The 21,441-nt window shown below is 70.5% G+C and carries 10 protein-coding genes; 3 read left to right on the top strand and 7 right to left on the bottom strand.

Annotated elements, in window-relative coordinates; all coding sequences use genetic code 11:
* Window positions 1–24 precede the first annotated feature (24 nt).
* Entirely contained in the window at window positions 25–1,668 is a 1,644-nt protein-coding gene (locus AB0M14_RS12775) for an AMP-binding protein (protein WP_364993100.1), read from the top strand.
* Window positions 1,669–1,769: 101 nt separating this feature from the next.
* Here the strand turns inward: AB0M14_RS12775 and entS are convergent, their stop codons facing one another.
* The 7 genes from entS to AB0M14_RS12740 all read right to left on the bottom strand — a co-directional run bounded on the left by entS (window position 1,770) and on the right by AB0M14_RS12740 (window position 19,413).
* Window positions 1,770–3,029 carry an enterobactin transporter EntS gene (entS, locus tag AB0M14_RS12770; RefSeq protein WP_364993097.1) on the bottom strand — a complete coding sequence of 420 codons (1,260 nt, stop codon included), beginning with the start codon at window positions 3,027–3,029 and terminating at the stop codon, window positions 1,770–1,772.
* Window positions 3,026–4,030, bottom strand: a complete 1,005-nt coding sequence (locus AB0M14_RS12765) for an ABC transporter substrate-binding protein (protein ID WP_364993094.1) — start codon at window positions 4,028–4,030, stop codon at window positions 3,026–3,028. The genes entS and AB0M14_RS12765 overlap by 4 nt, the downstream gene beginning before the upstream one ends.
* Before the next feature lie 57 nt (window positions 4,031–4,087).
* Window positions 4,088–15,526, bottom strand: coding sequence for an amino acid adenylation domain-containing protein (locus AB0M14_RS12760; protein WP_364993092.1), 11,439 nt, complete (start codon window positions 15,524–15,526; stop codon window positions 4,088–4,090).
* Window positions 15,527–15,647: 121 nt separating this feature from the next.
* Complete coding sequence (locus AB0M14_RS12755) at window positions 15,648–16,490, bottom strand: siderophore-interacting protein (RefSeq protein ID WP_364993089.1); 843 nt, start codon at window positions 16,488–16,490, stop codon at window positions 15,648–15,650.
* 28 nt (window positions 16,491–16,518) lie between these two features.
* Window positions 16,519–17,511: an iron chelate uptake ABC transporter family permease subunit gene (locus AB0M14_RS12750; RefSeq protein WP_364995712.1), complete on the bottom strand. Its 993-nt coding sequence runs from the start codon at window positions 17,509–17,511 to the stop codon at window positions 16,519–16,521.
* A 59-nt stretch (window positions 17,512–17,570) separates the two neighbouring features.
* Complete coding sequence (locus tag AB0M14_RS12745; protein WP_364995710.1) at window positions 17,571–18,563, bottom strand: iron chelate uptake ABC transporter family permease subunit; 993 nt, start codon at window positions 18,561–18,563, stop codon at window positions 17,571–17,573.
* Window positions 18,564–18,693: 130 nt separating this feature from the next.
* Entirely contained in the window at window positions 18,694–19,413 is a 720-nt protein-coding gene (locus AB0M14_RS12740) for a hypothetical protein (protein WP_364993086.1), read from the bottom strand.
* 321 nt (window positions 19,414–19,734) lie between these two features.
* Between AB0M14_RS12740 and AB0M14_RS12735 the strand changes: the two genes are divergently transcribed.
* Both AB0M14_RS12735 and AB0M14_RS12730 read left to right on the top strand, forming a co-directional pair.
* Window positions 19,735–20,139 carry a hypothetical protein gene (locus AB0M14_RS12735; protein ID WP_364993083.1) on the top strand — a complete coding sequence of 135 codons (405 nt, stop codon included), beginning with the start codon at window positions 19,735–19,737 and terminating at the stop codon, window positions 20,137–20,139.
* A 355-nt stretch (window positions 20,140–20,494) separates the two neighbouring features.
* Window positions 20,495–21,406 (top strand): hypothetical protein, encoded by a 912-nt coding sequence (locus AB0M14_RS12730; protein ID WP_364993078.1) that lies wholly within the window; start codon window positions 20,495–20,497, stop codon window positions 21,404–21,406.
* Window positions 21,407–21,441 lie beyond the last annotated feature (35 nt).

Genomic DNA, 21,441 nt, shown 5'->3' with positions numbered 1-21,441 from the left:
GACAATGCCAGATGGAAGGGCTCGATGTTGGACACCCCACTGCCCGGTTTCACCGCGTGGCCACTCGCCGAAGCCGAGCTGTATCGCTCGCTCGGCTACTGGACCGGCGAAACCTTCAGCGACCTGCTGGCCGCGCGGGCCGCGAGCCGGCCCGAGGCCGTGGCCGTGGTCGACGACGCGAACCGCTGGTCCTACGCCGAATTGCAGTCCCGGGCCCAGGAACTGGCCGCCGGTTTCCTCGCGCTCGGGATCCGGCCGCGGGACCGGGTGCTGGTGCAGCTGCCGAATATCGCCGAGTTCGTCGAGGTGATCTTCGGGTTGTTCCAGGCCGGGGCGTTGCCGGTGTTCTGCCTGCCCGCGCACCGGCAGGCCGAACTGGTGCCGATCGCACGGGCCAGTGGCGCGGTGGCGATGGTGACCTGTCATCACCATCAGCTCTTCGATCACGCGGCGCTGGCCGCGACCGTGCGCGCGGAGGCGCCGGCCCAGGAGCACGTCGTCGTGGTGCCGGACCGCGGTGCCGCCGCGCCCGAGGGCTTCGTGCCGCTGGACGAACTGCGCAAGCCGCCAGGCGAATTCCCGGCGCTCGACGCCGCCGATGTCGCGTTCTTGCAGCTGTCCGGCGGCAGCACCGGGATCCCGAAGCTCATTCCCCGCACGCACGACGACTACCTCTACAGCGTGCGCCGCAGCGCCGAGATCTGCGCACTCGATTCCGGGACCGTGTATCTCGCCGCCCTGCCGGTCGCACACAATTTCCCGATGAGTTCGCCGGGCATCCTGGGCGCGCTGTGGGCGGGCGGGACCATCGCCTTGTCGGCCGATCCCACGCCGAGCACCGCGTTCGCGGCGATCGAACGGTTCGGCGTGACCATCACCGGTCTGGTGCCGCCGCTGGCCCGGGTCTGGGCCGAGCGCGCCGAAGCCGGTACCCCGCATGATCTTTCGAGCCTGCGGGTGCTGCTCGTCGGCGGTGCGCGCTGCCCGGAGGAACTGGCTCGGCGGATCGGGCCGGCCCTGGGCGTCACCGTGCAGCAGGTCTTCGGCATGGCCGAGGGCCTGGTCTGCTACACGCGCCTGGATGACCCCGAGGAGGTCATCGTCGGCACGCAGGGACGGCCGATGTCGGATCTCGATCATGTCGCCGTCATCGACGAAAACGGCGACCCGGTCGCGCCGGGCGCCGACGGCATGCTGATCACCAAGGGCCCGTACACGATTCGCGGGTACTACGACAATCCCGACGCGAACGCCGCCTCCTTCACCCCCGACGGCTGGTACCGGACCGGCGACGTGGTGGCGCTGCGGCCCGACGGCAACCTCGTGGTCAAGGGCCGCAATGGCGACCACGTCAACCGGGGCGGGGAGAAGGTGTCGGCCGAGGAGCTCGAGGAGCACCTGCTCGAGCACCCGGCGGTCCGGGACGCCGCCATCGTTTCGGTGCCGGATCCGGCGCTCGGCGAGCGGACGTGCGCGTTCGTGCTGGCGACCGAGCCCGAGGCCGCGCCGACGCTCGCGGAGTTGCGGCGCTTCGTGCGCGAGCGCGGGGTGGCGGCGTGGAAGCTGCCGGATCTGCTCCAAGTGGTGGACAGTTTCCCGGAGACCGGTGTCGGTAAGACCAGCCGCCGGGCGTTGCGTGCCGCGCTGTCGGAGCACGCCAACCGCTGATTTCGTTGTCCCGGTGCAGTTTCGGCCGGGACCCGGCATCCGCCTCGATGAGGGGGTTGATGTCCGGGTCCCGGCCGAAAGCATGCGGGGACAACGAAGGGTCAGACCGGGACGGATTCCGGCGCCGTGGCGGAGCGGACAGCGGACAGCGTCGCGAACAGCACGGCTCCGATGACCACGACGATCAGGCCGTACACCAGCAGTGCGGTATCCGGGGCGAAGTACTGGCCCAGGACGCCCGCCGTCATCGAGCCGAGCGCGGTGCCGGTGACAGCCTGGATCAGCCACAGGCTCGAAACCCGGCCGCGCAGTTCATCCGGGGTGCTGTGTTGCAGGACCGCGAAACGGAAGATGTCGTTGACCGCGCGGGCGAGACCGAAACCGGCCAGGCCGAGGAAGGCCATCAAGGCCGCTCCGGTCGCCGCGTTGCCGGTGCTGCCGAGGACCAAGGATCCGATCGGCAATGCCAGCATCGAGGCGAGCAACGCCAGCCCGCTGCGACGGACAGTGCCGGTCCAGCCGCTGGTGAGCGTGCCGAGCACCGCGCCGACCGCGGGTGCGCCGTAGAGCAGGCCCAGGGTGGCCGGGCCCGCGTGCAGGACCTGGTCGACGAACGCGGGCAGCAGCACGGTCGGGCCGCTGGCCAGCATGACGACCAGTCCGACGACCAGCACGCCGCGAATCGTCCGCTCCCCCATGGCGAATGCGAGACCGGTGCGCAACGCGCGCAGCGGTGTCTCCCGGACCATCTCCGGTGGGGCGGACGGGCCGACCTCCTGGAACAAGGTGACCGTGATCGCGGTCGCGGCGGCGGCGACGAAGTAGGTCCACGAGACGCCGCCCGCGGCGATGATCACACCCGCGAGGGCCGGCGTGATCATGGTGCCGAGATCGGTCGTCAGAGTGACCAGCGCGCCGGCGGCGGCCATCTTGTCCCGGCCGACCAGCGCGGGCGTCAGCGCCATCAGGGCGGTGCTGCTGACTCCGCCCGCGAGACCGTCGATGCCGGCGGCGGCGTAGATCACCCACACCGCCGGATGCTCGAGCACCGCGTTGAGGCCCAGCACCAGGAAGCCCAATCCCGCCACGGTGCGCGAGAACTGGATGGTGCGCCGGCGGTCGAACCGGTCGGCGAGCACGCCCCCGGCCAGGCTGCCGGCGAACATCGCGGCCGCCATCACCACCGAGACCCCGGCGACGTGCAGGTTCGACCGGGTGAGCTGATACATCTGGGCCGGTACCGCGACGATCAGCAGTCCGATGCCGAGCAGCGAGATCAGCCGCGCGGCAAAGGCATACCGGAACGCGCGGCTGGATCGCAGCGGCGCGATATCGATGACCAGCCCACCCAGCCTGCTCATGCGAAGCGCTTCGCGATGAGATCCAGAGTCGCCATCACACCGTCGTAATCCGGGCGGTAGCTGGTGGCGGGGAGTTCGTAGAGCTTGTTGTCCTTGAACGAGGGCAGGTTCGCGTAGACCGGATCCTGCTTCAGCTGGTCCTGCGTGCGGCCACCGACCGGGATGAAGAACGCCTGCGGCGCGCTCGCGACCTGGGACAGCAGTTCGGGGCTCACCTCGACGGAGTCACCGGAACCGAACAGCTTCGGATTGCCCGCCTTGGCCAGCACGTCGTCGGCGGTGAAGCCGAGTTCGCCGAGCAGCGCGGGCAGCGCCGCGGTCTGCGGGACCAGGTAGGGCTTGTTGTTCGGCAGCGACAGCAGGTAGGCGAAGTTCCCGGCCGGCACCTTGATCGAGGACTTCACCTGGGCGACCTTGTCGCGGTACGCGGTCATCATGGCCTCGACGCGGTCCGAGCGTCCGGCGGCGTCGGCGACCTGGCGCAGCTGCTCCTGCCAAGCCGCGACGGTCTTGGACACCAGCACGGTGGGCGCGATCGCGGCCAGTTTGTCGTAGACCTTCTCGGCCTGCACGGCGGTAATGCCCTGTCCGCCACCGATGATCAGGTCCGGCGCGGCCGCGGCGACGGCCTCGATGTTGAGTTCCTCACCGGTGGGCAGCTGCGTGGTGCCCTGCGCCTTGGCCTTGGCCGCCCAGGAGGGCGGGAAGCCGCCGTCGAAGTTGGTGACGCCGAGCACGCGGGTGTCGGTGGCGGCCACCGGAGCGTCGAGCGCGTACAGGTAGCCGGCCAGGCCGCCGCTGAGCACCACGATGCGCTTGGCCTGCGCGGGCACGGTGACCGGGCCCTTTTCGGTCTGGATGACACGGGTCGCGCCCTCCGAGGACGCCGCCTCGGTGTCCGAACCGCAGCCGATCAACGCCGTCAGGGCGACGAGCAGCAGCGCCACCAGTGCGGCGAGCCGCCGCGGGCGGCCGCCGGACGGCATGCTTGGAACTCTCATTTCTCTCCTCGTTGTGCTCGGCCACGAGTGGCCGATGGGTAAGCCCCGCGGTGGGGCTCAAACTCGGGTGGTCTCCAGCAGTCCGGCGAGGTCGGCGACGGTCGGCTGGGCCAGGACCGCGCCGACCGCGAGGGTGACGCCGAATTCCCGTTCCAGTTCGCCGACCAGGCGCATCACGCGCAGTGAGTCGCCGCCGAGATCGAAGAAGCTGTCCTCGACATCGGCGATCTCGGCGACGCCGAGGACTCGGGCGAAGACCGCGCAGAGGGCGCGTTCGGTGTCGGTGCGCGGTCCGGTGCCGGCGCTGCGGGCCGGCGGCTGGGGCAGTGCGGCGCGGTCGAGTTTTCCGTTGGGGGTCAACGGGATCGAGGCGATGAGCACGATCTCCGACGGCACCAGCTGGGCGGGGAGCCGCTTGCGCAGTTCCGGTCGCAGGTCCGCGAGCGCCCGGCCGGGTTCGGGGACCACGTATCCGACGAGCTTGGCCGTGCCGGCCGCGTCCCGCAGGACGTTGGCCGCGGCCCGCCGCACACCGTCGCAGGCCGCCAGAGCGGCTTCGACTTCGCCCAATTCGATGCGGACACCGCGGATCTTCACCTGATGGTCACCGCGGCCCATGTACTGCAATTGCCCATCGCGCCTGCGCCACACCAGGTCTCCGGTGCGGTACATGCGCCCGCCGTCGGCCGCGAACGGGTCGGGGACGAAGGCGGCCGCGGACAGGCCGGGCCGGTCCAGGTAGCCGTGGGCGACACCGTCACCGGACATGTACAGCTCGCCGACCGCGCCGACCGGAACCTCGCGCAGACCCGAATCCAGCACGCGCGCACGGGCATTGCGCACCGGGCGGCCCAGGCACGGTGTCCGCGAGCCCTGGACCGGTGAGCCCATCGCGTTGATGGTGAATTCGGTCGGCCCGTACAGGTCGTAGCCGTCGACGCCGGGCTGTTCGCGCAGCCGGGTCCACAGGTCGGCGGGTACCGCTTCACCGCCCAGGATGACCAGGGCCGGGATGTGCTCGCCGTCCAGCAGACCGCCCGCGATGAGCTCCTTCGCGTAGGACGGCGTCACGTTGATGACGTCGATCCCGACAGCGCGGTAGTGCCGCACCAGTGCCGTGGGCTCCAGGCGGGCGCGTTCGTCGATGACGTGCACCTCGTGTCCGGCGAGCAGCCAGAACAGCTCCTCCCAGGACATGTCGAAGGAGAACGAGACGGTGTGCGCGATCCGCAGGCGGCCGCGGTTCGCGGACTGCTCGGTGGGCCTGAAGATCTCGTCGACGTGGTTGTGGTACATCGCGGTCAGGCCGCGGTGACCGACGATCACGCCCTTCGGCTTGCCGGTCGAGCCCGAGGTGTAGATGACGTAGGCGGGCTGGTCGGCGCTGATCGGGCCGCGCACCGCGGTATCCGGCACCGGCGGGAGCGCGGTGCGGCCGTCGAGCATGTCGGCGACCGCGGGGTCGTCGAGCAGCACCGCGCGGTGGGTCTCGTCGAGGAGCGTGCTCGCCTCGACCGTCGTCGAAATCACCGCTGCCGCGGCGCTGTCGGCGATCAGGTCGCGCAGCCGGGCCGGCGGATGCGCGAGATCCAGCGGCAGGTAGGCCGCGCCGGTGCGCATCACCGCGAAGATCGCGACCACGTGGTCGGCGGTGCGGGGCAGCGCCAAGGCGACGGTGTCGCCCGCGCCGACGCCGGTCCCGGCGAGGATGCGGGCCAGCCGGTCCACGCGGGTGTCGAGTTCGCGCGCGGTGAGCGAAACCGGGCCGCAGACAAGGGCTGTCACGTCCGGCGTCGCCTGTCCGCGCTCGCGCAGCAGCGCGTCGACGCTGCCGCCCGCCTGACCGGGCTCCGGGACCTCGACGTGCTCCGGCGCGAACTCCAGCGGAGTGCCGGCGGCGGGCACGGCCGTGTCGGCCACGTGCGCAGCGGTTTTCGTCGCGCACAGATCGAGTATCGCCACCAGGCGTTCGAGCAGCGCGGCGGCCTCGGAGTCGGTGACGAGGTCCGGGCGGTGCTCACAGGTGATCGCCATCGGGGTGGTGGGTGAGCCCGGTTCGATATCGATGGTGATCGCGTAGTGCGTGCCGTCGATCGCCTCGAAACCCGAGATTCCGTTGCGCTGGAACATCTCCGACTGCGCCTCGTGGTCGCGGGGCACATTGCGGAAGACGGTCAGGGTGTCGAACAGCGCCGGGACGCCCGCCGCCCGCTGGATCCGGCCGAGGCCGAGCTGGTGGTGGTCGGTGAGGCGGCCCTGTTCCCGGAACACCCGCCGGACCAGGTCGGTCAACGGCTCGCTCGGGCGGGTGCGGACCCGCACCGGCACGGTGTTCAGCGCCAAGCCCACCATGCGGTCGGCGTCGGGCACTTCCGGGGAACGACCGGAGACGGTGGCGCCGAAGACCACGTCATCGGCGCCGGTGGTGGCCCGCAACGCCAGGCCCCACGCGGTGGAGACCACCGTGGACAGGGTGACGCGCGCGCCCCGCGCGAACCCGTGCAAACCCTGGGTCGTGCTGTCGGGCAGGCTGACCCGGGTGAACACCGGAAGCGCTGCCTTCTCCGCCGCCTGCTTCGTGGCGATCAGCGTCGGCTGCCGCAGTTCCGCGAGATAGGCCGACCAGGCGGCTTCGGCCGCGGCGCTGTCGGTTGCGGCGAGCCAGCGCAGATGATCGCGGAAATCGGCGGGCGCGGGCAGCACGGCGTCCAGGTCGGCCGCCCCGCTCCGAGCGTGCTCGTACAGCGCGAACAGCTCGCGGTACATCAGCGTCTGCGACCAGCCATCGGTCAGCAGGTGGTGCTGTGTGCACACCAGGTAGGCCCGGCCGCCCGGCAACCACGCCAGGGTCATGCGGATCAGCGGCGGCGCGGTGTAGTCGAACGGTGTCGCGAACTCGGCGTTGTCGAGCTCCTTCAGCGCCGAGGTGATCTCTGCTTCCGCCAGCTCGGTGAGATCGACCTCGCGGAACGGCATGGTCGCAGCCAACGGGATGAACTGCACCGGCTGCGTGAATCCGGCGTGACTGAACCCGGCCCGCAAGTTCGGGTACCGGCGCAGCAGTGTGTCGGCAGCGGCACGCAATGCGGGCACGTCGACCGCCTTGCCGCCCGATTCCGTTGCGGCGAAGGAGAATCGCGGCTGCATATGATAGGCGTCGCTGCCCGCGGCGCTGTCCACCAGCGACTGGAAGTACATGCCCTCCTGCAACGGCCCCAATGGCAGCGCTTCGACCCAGTTGGGGCACAACGCATCCAGGCGGGCCCGCCCATCGGCGTCCAACACCAGCAACGGCTGCTCGACCACAGCCGCAGCCGCGGCGCCGCCCACTGCCGTCGAACCTGCGGATCGCGCGGAGCCCGGGTTCGGCAGCGCCTTTCGGTCGAGTTTTCCGTTCAGGGTCAGCGGTAGTTCCGGGATTGTGGTGATCGACTGCGGCACCATGTATTCGGGCAGCAGTGCGGTGAGGTGGGAGCGCACCGTCGCGGGATCGAGGGGCAACGCATCCGGGGTGACGATGTAGCCGAAAAGTCTTCCGGTACCGGAGGAATCGGCGCGGACGCAGGCGGCGGCGGCCGTCACGCCCGGGACTCGGCGGAGGGCGGTTTCGACTTCGCCGAGTTCGATGCGGAAGCCGCGCACCTTGACCTGGTCGTCGGCGCGGCCGAGGAACAGTAGCCCGTTGTCGGTGCGGCGCACCAGGTCACCGGTGCGGTACAGGCGCTGTCCGGGGTGGCTCGGATCGGCGATGAAGCGGCCGGCGGTCATGGCCGGGCGATTCAGGTACCCGCGGACGACTTGTGCGCCACCGAGATACAGCTCGCCTTCGGAGACCACGCGGAGGTCGTTGTCGAGCACGCGGACGTGCACGTCGGTCCAGGGTGCGCCGATCGTGACCGGGTCGCCCTGCGTCAGTTCCGCCGAGGTCGCCCACACGGTTACTTCGGTGGGCCCGTAGACGTTTCGCACCGCGGCGCAGTGCGCGACCATGTCGGCGGCGAGATCGGCAGGCAATGCCTCGCCACCGACCAGCGCCCGCACCGCACCGAGCCGATCCGCGTCCTCGTGTTCGACCAGGATCCGCCACAGCGACGGCGTCGCCTGCACGACGGTCGCGCTGGTCTCGGCGATCAAGGCGTGCAAGGCATCCGGGTCGAGCACGGTCGGGCGGTCGGCGACGACGACTGTCGCGCCGGCGGTCAGCGGGCACAGCAGTTCGAGCACCGCGATGTCGAACGAGACCGTGGTGACGGCGACGAACCGATCACCGGGCCGGATCCAGCCGTCCGCCACCACCGTCTCGGCGAACGCGGCGAGATTGGCGGTGCTGATCAGCACGCCCTTCGGGTTGCCCGTCGAGCCGGAAGTGTGGATGACATAAGCCAGGTGATCGCCCGCACGGGGCGGCTCGGGCAGCGCGATCGCGGCATCGGCCGTCTCCGCCGCATCGACCAGCACCGTCCGCGGAGCCGCGCCCGGTAGTCGATCGACGGTGCCGGAGTTGGTCAGCACACAGCGCGGCGCGGCGTCCTCGAGCATGTACTCCAGCCGCTGCGCCGGGTAGTCGACATCGAGCGGCAGATAGGCCGCACCGACCCGCAGCACCGCGAGCAGACCCACGACCAGGTCGGCCGAACGCGGAAGCGCCACGGCGACAACCTGTTCGGGACCGACTCCTATCGCGAGCAGCCGCCGCGCCAGCTCATCCACCCGCGCACCGAGTTCGCCATAACTGAGGACTGCTCCGCCGCTGATCAACGCGGCGGCATCCGGCGTGCGCCGCACCTGAGCCGCGAACCCGGCCGCGACACCCTGCGGGACTTCCGTGCGCCGCAACGGATCCGGCACGCCGTCGGCAACCGCGCCGATCCCGTCCGAGGCGACCGTCCCGCCCTGGGACGCAGGCGCTGTGCGAACGACTCCCTCCAGACCGGGCGCGGTATCCGTCGCGCCCCCGCTGAGGGCCTTCGCTTGTCCGGGTGCCGCGCCCGCCCGTGCCTGCTCCCAGCGGACTGGGTCGACCACCGCGCAGGCGGCGAGACCGCGGGGGGTCGGGGCGTCGAAGATATCGGCGACGACGATGCGGAGGCCGAGCTTGCGTAGCGCTCCTACCAGGCGCATCGCGGTGAGCGAGTGGCCGCCGAGGCTGAAGAAATCGTCGTCGGAGCCGACCTCGGGGACTTCGAGGACCCGTGCGGCGCACGTGCGGACGGCATCGACGAGTTCGGCGAATCCCGCTGTCCCGTCGGCAAATCCGTCCGTCCTAGGCATCTGCCCGTCCGCACGAACAGTCTCTCCGTCATCCTGGCGAACGCCGGGATGCACGCTGGACAGAACCGCGGAGTTCGGCGTCGCCACAGGGCGATTGAGCACCGCAGCGTCGGGGGCCTCCGTCAGCAGAGCGGCGCCGGTCTGGTCCGGGGATGCGATCAGTCCGGTGAGGATGGCGACGAGCCGGGCGGCGACCCGCTCCACCAAGGCGGTGGAGACGGCGGTGGTGTCGTGGTCCAGGATCAGGTCCAGGCCCGCGCTGGGTGGGGCGAGCAAGGTGATCGGGTAGTGCGTGACGCCCCGGTTGGTGAAGGCGGCGACCCGGAGTTCGTGCGATTCCGGCTGTCCTGGGCCGGAATTGGGGAAGTTCTCGAACAGCACCAGGGTGTCGAAGAGCTGGCCGAGACCGGCCAGGCGTTCGACCTCGGCGAGACCGGTGTGCTCGACCTCCTGGATCCCGAACTGCGCATCCTGCAAACGGGTGAACTGGTCCAGCAGCGGCTGGGCCGGATCGATGGTCATCCGCACCGGGATGGTGTTACTGAACAGGCCCACCATGGTTTCGACGCCGGGCAGGTCGGCGGGCCGCCCGGAGACGGTCGCGCCGAACACCACATCGGGGCGGCCGGTGAGTTCGGTGAGCAGAGCGCCCCAAGCACCCTGGACCAGAGTGTTCAAGGTGAGCGCGCGGGATCGGCCGAGCGCGGCGAGCGCGGCGGCGGCCGCCTCCGGCAGCGGTACCCGCAAGGCGGATCGGGTACCGCGCGCGCCGGGCGTGCCGATCAGCGTCGGCTCGGCCAGTCCGGCCAGCCGCTCACCCCAGACCCGTTGTGCCGCTTGGTGATCACGGTCGGCGATCCAGCGCAGGTAGTCGCGGTAGTGCGCCGGCGCGGGCAGTTCGTGATCGGACGACGCGTGGTACAGCGACAGCAGTTCCCGCACCATGATCGGTGTGGACCAGCCGTCGGTGAGCAGATGGTGGGCATTCAGCACGAGCCGGTGCGCGTCACCGGGCAGGCGAATCAGCAACGCCCGCAACAGCGGTGCGGTGCTCACGTCGAAGAGCTGCGCCGCCACTTCGTCTTCCAGCCGGTCCGCGGACCGCAGCGCGGCGCGCGCGGGCAGCGCGGACAGGTCGACGTGCCGCCACGGCACCCGCACCTCACGCGGAATCGCCTGCACCGGCCGGTCGAACTGCTCGTAGTGGAACGCCGCACCGAGGTTCGAATGCCGCGCGACGACCCGGTCGAAGGCGTGCACGAGCCGGTCGGCGTCGAGCGGGCCGGTCAGGTCGAAACGTGCGGTCAGCGTGTAGACGTCGTTCTCGCCGTCGCGAACAGCGTGGAACAGCAAACCTTCCTGCAACGGGGACAGCGGCAGCAGATCGGCCAGCGGGCCGTGCAGCGCCTCCAGCTCGTCGATGCCGTCCTGATCGACTTCGACTTCGGGGCAATCCGACGGCGTCAGTCCGCCCTGCGCCAGCACCGCGTGCGTCGCGAGCGCTTCCAGCGCCAGCTCCCAATGTTCTTGTAGCTCGGCCACACTGGCGGCGTCCAGCACGTTCGACGCGGCCGTCCATTCGACGGCCAGCCGCTCCTGCGCCGACTCGTGCACGAAGACGTTGAGCGCCAGCACTTCGGTCAGCGCTTTGGCTTGCGGTTCGAACACCGCGAACGGATCCTGTTCGGGCAGCCGCCACCCGGACCCCGGCAGCGCGGGGAACCGGCCGAGGTAGTTGAGCAGCAGCTCCGGGCCGTCCGGCGGGGCGAGCACCGGCGCGGTTTCGGGGTCGAGGTAGCGCAGCACGCCGAACCCGACACCTCCGTCCGGCACCGCGCGCTTGGCTTCCTTCACTGCCCGCAGCAGTCGCCCTGCCGCCGCGCCGCCGTCCAGCGCGTCGGCCAGATCGTCGCTGTCGGCGATCGCGTCGGTGGGCACCCGGACCGGGTACTCGCTGGTGAACCAGCCGATGGTGCGGGCGAAATCGGTGTCGGCGGTCAACGCGTCGCGGCCGTGGCCCTCGACGGACACCAGCTGCGCCGCGCCGCCCGGCTGCTCGTGCGCCTGCCGCCAGGAACGCAGCGCCAGCATCAGCGCCGCCAGCAGCACCTCGTCGACGCGGGCCCGATAGGCATTCGGCAGGGTCGTCAGCACCGCGTGCGTCAGATCCGGCGAGGCGACAGTGTGTGTCCGAGAGGCGGTTTCGACCGTATCCCGGGTCGCGCACAAACCGCGCGCACCCAGCGGCACGGCAGCGTCCAGCGCCCGCTGCCAATAGGCCAGTTCCGAACGCCGCGCACCGGCCGCGCCCTGTTCGGCCAGCACAGTCGCATGCCGCCGCCACGAGGTGCTCGCCGGGAACGCGGGCAGCGTCCGCCGCTCCCGCGCGGCCGAGCACGCGTCGTGCAGGTCCGGCAACAGAATTCGCCATGAGACACCGTCCACGACCAGGTGATGCGCCACGACGATCACCCGATCCGGTCCGGACTCGTCGCGCAGCAGCACAATGCGAAGCAGGTCCCCGGCATGCGGGTCGAGTCCGTCGGCTACCCGCTCGGCTAGCCGCCGCACCTGGTCGTCCAGGTCACCGGCCACGGAGGTCCCCATCGCACCGTCGCCTCGCGCGCTCGGGGTCGACGACCGCTGGTCGGCGACCGCCGCCGTTGCGTGTTGCGCCGACCGGCCCGGGGACGACTCGACGCCCGCCAGGTTCGGCTGGTTTCCGGCACCCGCCGAGTGGGCGTCACTTGCCGCGGGCAGTTCGGTGACGATGTCCGCGGCGGCGACCGCGCCGACGTCACGAATGATCAGATCCGGTGCGCCGGTTTCGGCGTCGCGGCGCAGCAGCAGGCGCAGGGCGTCGTGACGGTCGAGGAGGGTTTGCGCACCGGCGGTGAGATCGGCCAGGGCCAAGGGCTCGTCCACGAGAACGGCTGTCCACTGGGCATATCCGGCGACCGCGGACAGGTCGGGGTTGCGCTCGAACAAGGCTCGCACGATCGGCGGGACCGGCACCGTGCCGGTGGCGACGTCCGGGGTGCGCGGCGCTTCGTCGGCCTCGACCGCCGTGGCCTGAGCGGCCAGGGTGGCCAGATCACGCTGGGCGAGCAGCTCTTTCGGTTGCAGGATCAGCCCGCGACCACGCAGGCGGCTGGAAACGCTGATGGCGGTGATGCTGTCGCCGCCGAGGCCGAAGAAGTCGTCGTCGATGCCGACCCGGGTGCGGCCGAGGACTTCGGCGATCACCTCGCACACCACCAGCTCGCGGTCCGTGCGGGCGGCGCGGCCCTGCGAATCCAGTTGCGGGGCGGGCAATGCGGCGCGATCGAGTTTGCCGTTGACGGTCACCGGAAGTTCGTCGAGAAGCACGATCGCCGCGGGCACCAGATGGTCGGGGACGTCGGCGGCCAGGGTGCGGCGCAGTTCGTCGGCGGACGGCAGCGTAATCCCGGCCGTCGCAACGACATAGCCGATGAGCTGCGCCTGGGCGGACGTGGTGATCACCGCCGCGGCGGCGGCGACACCCGGCAGTGCGCCGAGAACCGCTTCCACTTCACTCAATTCGACCCGATGGCCGCGGATCTTGACCTGCTTGTCGTTGCGGCCCAGGAACTCATAGCCCAGTCCCGGCACCCAGCGTGCGCGGTCGCCGGTCCGGTACATGCGCTCGCCGGGCGCACCGTACGGGTCGGCGACGAAGCGGTCGGCGGTGACAGCCGGGCGGCCCAGGTAGCCGCGCGCCAATTGCGGTCCGGCCAAATACAGTTCGCCGCGCTCGCCGTCGGCGACGGGCAGCAGCGCGCTGTCGAGCAGGTAGGTGCGGGTGCCCGCCAGCGGGTGGCCGATGCGCGGCGTACCGTCCGCGATGCGGGTGCCGATGGCGTCGACGGTGGCCTCGGTCGGGCCGTAGAGATTGTGGGCGGCGATGCCGGCCTCGATGATGGTGTCCCACAACGCCGGCGGCGCCGCCTCGCCACCGATCACCAGCAGCTGCGGGCGAGCGGCGGTCAGCAGACCGTTGTCGACCAGGGCCGCGCCCATCGACGGGGTGGTGTCGACGACGTCGATGGCGTCCCGGGCGAAGGCAGCGACCAAGGCCGCCGCGTCCCGCTGCAATTCGGCGTCGTAGACGTGCACCCGGTGCCCGCTCAGCAGCCACAGCAGCTGGTCGAGGGAGGCGTCGAAGGCGAAGGACGCGGTGTGCGCGGTGTGCAGCTGCCGGTTGCCGGAGCGCGCGGCGGCGTCGGCGTAGATCGTGGAACGGTGGTGGTGCAGCAGATGCGCCAGGCCGCCGGTGCGGACCAGCACGCCCTTGGGTGTGCCGGTCGAGCCGGAGGTGTAGATGACATAGGCCAGGTGCTCGCTGTCGCGCGGGGCGGCGAGTTCGGCGGCGGTGAGCGGACGGTCCGGGTAGGCGGCGAGCTCGGCGGCGAACGACTCCGATTCCAGCAGCACGGGTTCGGGGCGGCCGTCGCCGGTCAGCGCGGCGGCGAGTTCGGCGCAGCTCAGCACCAGCACGGGCCGCGCGTCATCGATGATGGCGCGCAACCGCTGCGCCGGATGTTCCGGGTCCAGCGCCACATAGGCGGCGCCCGCGTCGAGCACGGCCAGCAGCGATACCACCAGGTCGGCGGTGCGCGGCAGGGCGATCGCGACCAGGTCGTCCGGCCCGATCCCACGAGCGCGCAGTGCGCGCGCCAGCCGGTGCACCCGGCTCGCGAGCACGGCGGCGGTGAGCCGGTCCGCCTCGCACACCAGCACGACCGCGTCCGGGGACTGGCCGGCCAGCTGGTTCAGCGCCGAGGGCACGTCCGTGGGGACGCCGGGCAGTGCGGCGGCGGCGCGCTCGGCGAGAATCCGCTCGCTCTCCCCCGCCGACGACAACTCCACGCGGCCGATGGCGGGATCCCCGGATTCGGTGAGTCCCTTGATGATGCGGACCAGCCCGGCCAGCCGCCGTTGCACGGTCTCGTGGCTGTTGGTCCGCGCGTCCACCTCGAAGCCGAGCTGCACCTCGCCGTCGGCGATCGGAGTCACGGTGAGCCCCAGGTCTTCCGGCGGGCCGCCGGCCACGTTCCGCAGCACACCCACCGCACCGGCGAAGTCCAGGGCGAAGTCGAAGGCCTTGAGGTTGATGCCGATGCCGTGCAGCAGCGCACCGGTGCCCGCCGCGCCGAGGTCCCGGGCCAGGTTCTCGCCGCGATAGCGCTGGTGGGCGCGCAGGCCCCGCATCGCATCGGCGACCTGCTTGCTCAGCGCCGCCAGCGTGTCGTGGCTGCGCACCGTCAGCCGCAGCGGGAGCACGTTCACCGCCATGGCGGGCGTGGTCAGCGCGGTCTTGCCGACACGCGCCATCAGCGGCATGGCGATCACCACGTCGGATTCGCCGAGCACGCGGTGCACGAAGCCCGCGTAGCAGGCGATCAGCACTTCGGCCCAGGTGGTGCCGGTGGCCTGGGCGACCGCGCGGACCTGCGCGAGATCGGCGGCCGAGAGCACGGCGCGCGCCTGGATGGTGCGCTCCGCGGGGCCGTCGACCCGCTCGCCCCGGCCGTCCAGGGCGGGCAGCGGGGTGAGCAGGTCACGCCAGTAGGCGCGGTCGCGGTCGAACTGCTCGCCGGAGCGGTACTGCTCGTCCTCGGTGACCAGGGTCTCGATCGAACCGAAACCGACTGGGGCGACCTCGGTTTCCTGGACGAGCGCGGTGTAGTGGGCGGCGACCCGCCGCGACAGCATGGCCGCGCTGTAGCCGTCGACGATCAGGTGATGGTAGAGCTGAACGCACCAGACCTCGGAGTCGGTCAACCGGATCAGCTGATAGGTGTAGAGCTGGCGGTCGACCATGTGGCGGCAGTATTCCGAGGCCCGGCTGCGTTCGGCGTCGACCAGGGCGTGCGCGACGGTGACCGGGTCGGCTTCGGCGCGCAGGTCCGCGATCGGACGCAGTTCGGGCGCCGCGTCGCTGACGAATTGCCGTGGCCCGTCCGGGGTTTCGACCATCCGCAGGCGCATGGTCTCGGCTTCGCCGATGGTCCGGTGGATCGCCTCGGTGAGCAGTGCGATGTCGATCGGTTCGGGGCCGGAGATCTCGAGCACCTCACCGACCAGGTAGCTGCGCGATTCGGGATCCAGGCGCTGGGCGTTCCAGATACCCAGTTGCGCGCCGGTCAGCGAAAGCACCCGCACACCACCGGCTTCGGAACCCACACCTGGCAGCGCACCCACACCGAACTCCTCATCCTTCGAACTCGATCACCTATTCAAGATAGGCAACCCTAACTTGAATGAGCCTAAACTATCGCGTGCGGAAACTGGAACCTAGAGGGCCGGGATCCGGGCAAAGTCACTAGTGCTCGTGCGCCTCTTCGAAGTCCGCGACGCCGCGCTTCCAGTACCCGGTGACCAGGTGATCTGCTGCGGACAGGCCGAATTCGTCACGCAACCAGCGACGCAGCGGGCGCACGGTGACGGCTTCCCCGGCGATCCAGGCATAGACCCGCTCGCCCGGCGGAGCCGGCACCGCCTGCACGGCCTGGACCAGGACCTCCGAGTGCCCGGCGGCGACCCCGTCACGAGACAGCCACTGCACCTGAAACCCTTCCGGCGCGGTCAGTTCGACCACCTCCGAGGCGTCGGCCACTTCGATGAACGCCCATCCCGCGGCCGTCGGCGGCAAGGTCTCCAGCCAGCGCGCCATCGCGGGCAAGGCGGTGATGTCACCGGCGAGCAGGTAGCGGTCGTAGGTGTCGGGCACCACCAGCCCACCCGGCGGACCCGCGATATACACCCGGGTACCGGGCACGACCGCCGCCGCCCAGCCGGCCGCGAAACCACCGGGATGCAGCGCGAAGTCGATATCCAGCTCGCCCGCCGCGGCGTCGAAGCGCCGCACCGTGTACTCCCGGGAAATCGGCAGCGGCCGCGGCCACTTCATGCTCAGGCCGACCTTCTCCGGTAGCCGGAGCGAGCCATCGGCATCCGGGAAGATCAGGCGCACATGCTCGGTGGGCGCGTGTGATTCGAAGCCTTCGAGTTCGGGGCCGCCGAAGGTCAAGCGCCGCAACGCCGTACCGACCATCTCGGTGCGCAGCACCTCCAGTTCCCGCAGGCCGATCGGATACGGCACCTTCTCCCCGCCCGATCCGGCCCGGACCTCGGCGATCCGCTCCACATGCGTGCTCACTGTCATCGGCGATGTCCTTTCCATCCATTTCGATTCACCGTCGGGCCTCGCGGGCCAGCAGCCACACGAAGTACGCGCCGCCGACGGACACTGTCACCACGCCGACCGGCAGCTGGGTCGGCGCGAAGGCGCGCTGTGCGATCAAGTCGCTCAACACCAGCAGCAGCGCGCCCATCGCGGCGGCGGGCACCGGCGCGACCGTGGCTGAGCGGGTCAGCCGGCGCGCCAATTGCGGTGCGGCCAAAGACAAGAACGCGACCGGGCCGGCCGCCGCGGTGGCGACCGCGGTCAGGGCCACGCCCACCAGCACCGCCATGAGCCGGGTCGACTCCAGCCGCAGCCCCAGCGCCTGCGCGGTGTCGTCGCCGAGCTCGAGCAGCGGCATCCGGTAAGCCAGCCACAGCACGCCGGGCAACAGCACCAGGAGGGCGATGACCACCGGCATGACCTGCGACCAATCCAAACCGGACAGCGAGCCCGACCCCCACGCCACCGCCGCCGTCGCCGTATTCACATCGAGCTTCAACAGCAGCCAGACATTGGCCGACTGCAACATGGTGCTGATGGCGATACCGGCGATGATCAGCCGGAAGCCTTGCATGCCGCCCTTGTAGGACAGGGCGTAAATGATGGCGGCAGTGATGATCCCGCCGATCAGCGCGCCGAAAGCCGTCTGCTGGTAACCGCCGCCGAAGCTCAGCATGACCACCAGCGCGCCGGTATAGGCGCCGGTGTTGAAGCCGATGACGTCCGGGCTGCCCAGTGGATTGCGGGTCAACGACTGGAAGATCGCCCCGCTGGCGCCCAGCGCCGCACCGAGCAGCAAGGCGAGCAGCACCCGCGGCATGCGCAAGTTCATCACCACGAACTCGGCCAGCCGGGTCGAGTCCCCGAAGACCGTGCGCAGCACCGTCATCGGGGACAGCTGGTATTCACCGGTGCCCAGCGCGAGCACCGCGACGACCGCGCTCACCGCCATCAGCACCGCGATCACGGCGGGTGTCCGCAGCCCGATCCGGACCGACATCCGGTCCCCGGCACGCAGCACCACCACGCGGCGCCCGAAATCTATCCCCGATGCCGACTTCACAGCGAGCTCACTTTCTTGCGGCGGATCAGGGCGATCAGCACGGGCGCGCCGACGAAGGCGGTCACGATGCCGACCGCCATCTCGTCGGGCCTGATCACGACGCGGCCGATGATGTCGGCGAGGAGAACCAGAATCGGGGCGCCGACCATGGAGTACGGCAGGATCCAGCGCTGATCCGGTCCGACGATCCAGCGGGCGACATGCGGAATCATCAAGCCCACGAACCCGATCGGACCGGCGGCGGCGGTCGCCGCACCGCACAGCAGGGTCGCCGCGGCTACCGTGAGCACCCTGGCGCGGCCGATGTCGGTGCCGAGGGCACGGGCGATGTCCTCACCCAGCGCGAGCGCGTTCAAGGGGCGGGCGACCGCTATCGCCAGCACCAGACCGACCACGATGAACGCTGTCACCGGCCATACGATCTCCAGTCCGCGGCCCTCGACGGTGCCCGCGTTCCAGAAGCGCATCTGGTCGAAAGTCTTGGGATCCAACAACATCAGCCCCACCGTCACGCCGTGCAGCACCGCCCCGAGTGCGACGCCCGCGAGCGTGAGCCGGATCGGCGTCGCACCGCCGCGGCCCATCGAGCCCAGCACGTACACCGCCACCATCACCACCGCCGCGCCCAGGAACCCGAACCACACGTAGGACCAGATGCTGGTGAGCCCGAAGGCCGCGACACCGAGCGCCACAAAGAATCCCGCGCCGGCGTTGACACCCAGGATGCCGGGATCGGCCAAGGGATTGCGCGTCATCGCCTGGATCAGCGCGCCCGAAACCCCCAGCGCCGCACCGACGATCACCGCGAGAATGGTCCGCGGCACCCGCAGTGTGCGCACCACCACATGCTCGTCGGAGCCGTCGAAGTGCCACAGCGCGTCCCAGGCAGTGCCCATCGGGATGTCCCGGGCGCCGATCATCAGGCTGAGTACGCACACCGCGGCGAGCACCCCGACCCCCACCAGCAGCAATAGCGTCCGCCGTGCCATCGCCGCGGCCGGTACCGCTGCGACCGTGGGTGTTTCGACCACTGACCTCTCCTACTCCGACAAACAAACGGCTGCGGCCGGTGCGCCCCAACCTGGGGCGCACCGGCCGAAACCTCGCACAGACGACGCGTTACTTAGCCGGCTCCGCGGGCGGCAGCGGCGCGTTGACGGTGCTGAAGTACTCGATCGCCGCGGCGATCGCGACCGGGGCGCCCACAAGAATGGTGCCAGCCATGGCACCGAGCGGGCCCAGGGTCATGGCGCCGGCGAGGCAGCCCGCGATGGGGCCGCCGCCGAGCAGCAGGGCGACCGGCAGGGTCAGGCCCAGGCCGAGCACACCGCCGGCAACACAGCCGACGATGCCCGCGCCGATGGCGCCGACGATCGCGCCGATCGCCGCGCCGACCGACAGACGGCTACCGAACTTCGACCACGCGGCCGACTCACGCGCCTGAGCCTCCTTGCTGGAGATGTCTTTCGGCGCGAACGCGGCCGGGCGGTAGTAGGCGCCCTCCACGACCGGCTTCAGGGTCGCCTTGTTGCCCTCGATGGTGGCGCTGATCGGGTAGACGATGTCGTCGACATTCACCTCGAGCGGCACGCCGCCGACGATATCGCCTGCGGCAGAAAGGATCTGGAACTGGCCGTCCTTGACCACCAGGCTGCCCGCGTCGGTGGTGACGACAGCGGTGTTGCCGTCGTTGTTGGTGGTGTAGTTGATCACGCCCGGCACGATCGGCACGGTGAACCCGCCCTGCGGTGCGGCCGGAGCCGGTGCGGCGCCGGCGGTTCCGCCCGCGACCGTCATGGCGGCCACCGTAATCATCGACGCCGCAGCGAATTCCCTCATCCTCATCGTGCTTTACCTGTTCCTAACTCTGGTTCGACAGTCCGCGCTTGCCCGGCTACCACCCGGCATGCGTCGGTTAAGTTAGCCTAACCTGACTGAGAGTGCAATGGGCACGGTTACTTCCAGGCTAGCTTTCGAGACGCACATCACCGGACCGGCATCACGGTCGGCGATCACGGGACGGCTGCTGCCGGACTGATCGGAGCGCACGGAAAAAGCCAGGTCGAACCGGTTTCAACGCCGGATCAGGCGGCGTAGGCTCCCCAATAGATCGCGCAATGCTTCGAATTTCTACGCCCCTGCACCCCGAGGAGGCGGGCGATGACATCACCGAAGAGGCGGTACACGGTAGGCGCCCTGGCCGCCGTCTCCAGCTTGGCAATCCTGGCCGCACCCCAATCCGCGGCCGCCCCACCCGAACCGTCCGGGCTGCACGCCGTGCACGACGGAACCCGGGTCACCATCGACGAATACGAGTTCTCCGTCGCCGTGCCCATGTGGCTGCGGCCGGGGACCTATACCTTCGCCACCAACAACACCGGGCGCGCGCCCCACGACCTGGTTATTTCCAATCTGCTCGGTATGGAGATCGGGCGGACCGCCGTCGTCGGCTCCGGCGGGATGTCCGAGCTCACTGTCGATCTGCCACCCGGCGTTTACCAGTTCTGGTGCTCGGTGGGTGGACACCGCGAGCGCGGGATGAACACCTACGTGGTGGTGCTCTGAGCGGGGGCCGGCCGGCGTCACCGCGTGCCGTTGACTCCAGCCTTCGACCTATCCCCTCGGTAGGTCGAAGGCTGGGCCATGCATCGATACGCATATCCCAATGTGGACATCTCGCTCGCCAGCTGAATTGGCAACCGTTCAGCCAGCCCTCCTGCTGCCGTCGGATCGATTCCGCTCGTGAATCGCGCCGCTGATTACTGCTGGTCTCGACGTATTCACGCCGCATCCGGTTCCACATTGTGAGTATTGCAACCCAGGTTGCGTTACTCAGCTTTCTTGCAGCTAATATCACCGGCGACCGGTCACGTTCCTGGCCGACCTGATTCAACTAGCAATCCTGGTGAGGTTTTTCGACGTGAGTCGGCATAGAGAAATACAGTCCGGCGCGTCGCGGCGCGCTATCCGCCCCCTGGTCGCCGGCGCGCTCCCGCTCGCCCTGGCCGTCGCCTGCTCCAGCGCCGCGGACCCGCAGCAGGCCGCCCCGGCACCGAGCCCCAGCGCCACGGCCAGCCAGCCGGCCAGCCCGCAGTCGCCGACCACCCAAGCGCCGACTCAGCCCTCCCCCGGTCCGGCTGCGCCCTCGACCGCCGACCGTCCGGCGCCCCGCTACTCCGCACTGCAACCGGGCGTGAGCACCGCGGCCCCCGGCCCCGCGACCACCCCGGCGCAGCCGGGCATCACCACCGGACCGCCGCGTCCCCCGGTCGACTACCTCGTCCCGGAGCGCCGCCGCCCGATCCCGGCCCCCACCCAGGCGCCGCCGATCGACGTGCAAGAGCTCCACCTACCGACCGCCGTCACGCCCGTCGCGCCGATCGCGCCGCCGCCGCGCACCCTCCGCCTCGGCGACTACACCCAGCCGGTCCCGGACAACGTTCCCGACACGCTGCTCGACCCGATCAACACCACCGCCGCCGACCTCGAGGCCGCGATCGCCACCGGCGGCCAGTCCATCGGTATCGACCCCGCCCGTGCCGACAAGATCGCTGCCGGCATCGTCGCCGGGGCGGCTCTCGGCGCGGTCGGCGCGGGCGTCCCGGCCGCCATCGTCGGCGGCGTCGCCGGCGCGGCCGCGGGCACCTTCATCGGAACCGTCGTCAGCACCCCGGTCTGGATTGTGAACCCCCTCGTCGCCATCACCGTGGGTGGAACTGTCGGCGGCGTAATCGGCGGCGTCGCGGGCGCTGCCGCGGCCGGAATACCGTTCGCGGTGGGCGGTGCCGTAGCAGGTGGCGTCGCCGGCGGCCTCCTCGGCGCCAACCTCTGACAACAGCCCACCAAAGGCGCCCGCACCGGTTCGGT

It is taken from the genome of Nocardia sp. NPDC051832, assembly GCF_040681285.1.
Classification (GTDB): domain Bacteria; phylum Actinomycetota; class Actinomycetes; order Mycobacteriales; family Mycobacteriaceae; genus Nocardia.
The sequence above is the reverse complement of the archived record's forward strand: the minus strand, read 5'-3'. Positions and strand labels throughout refer to the sequence as shown.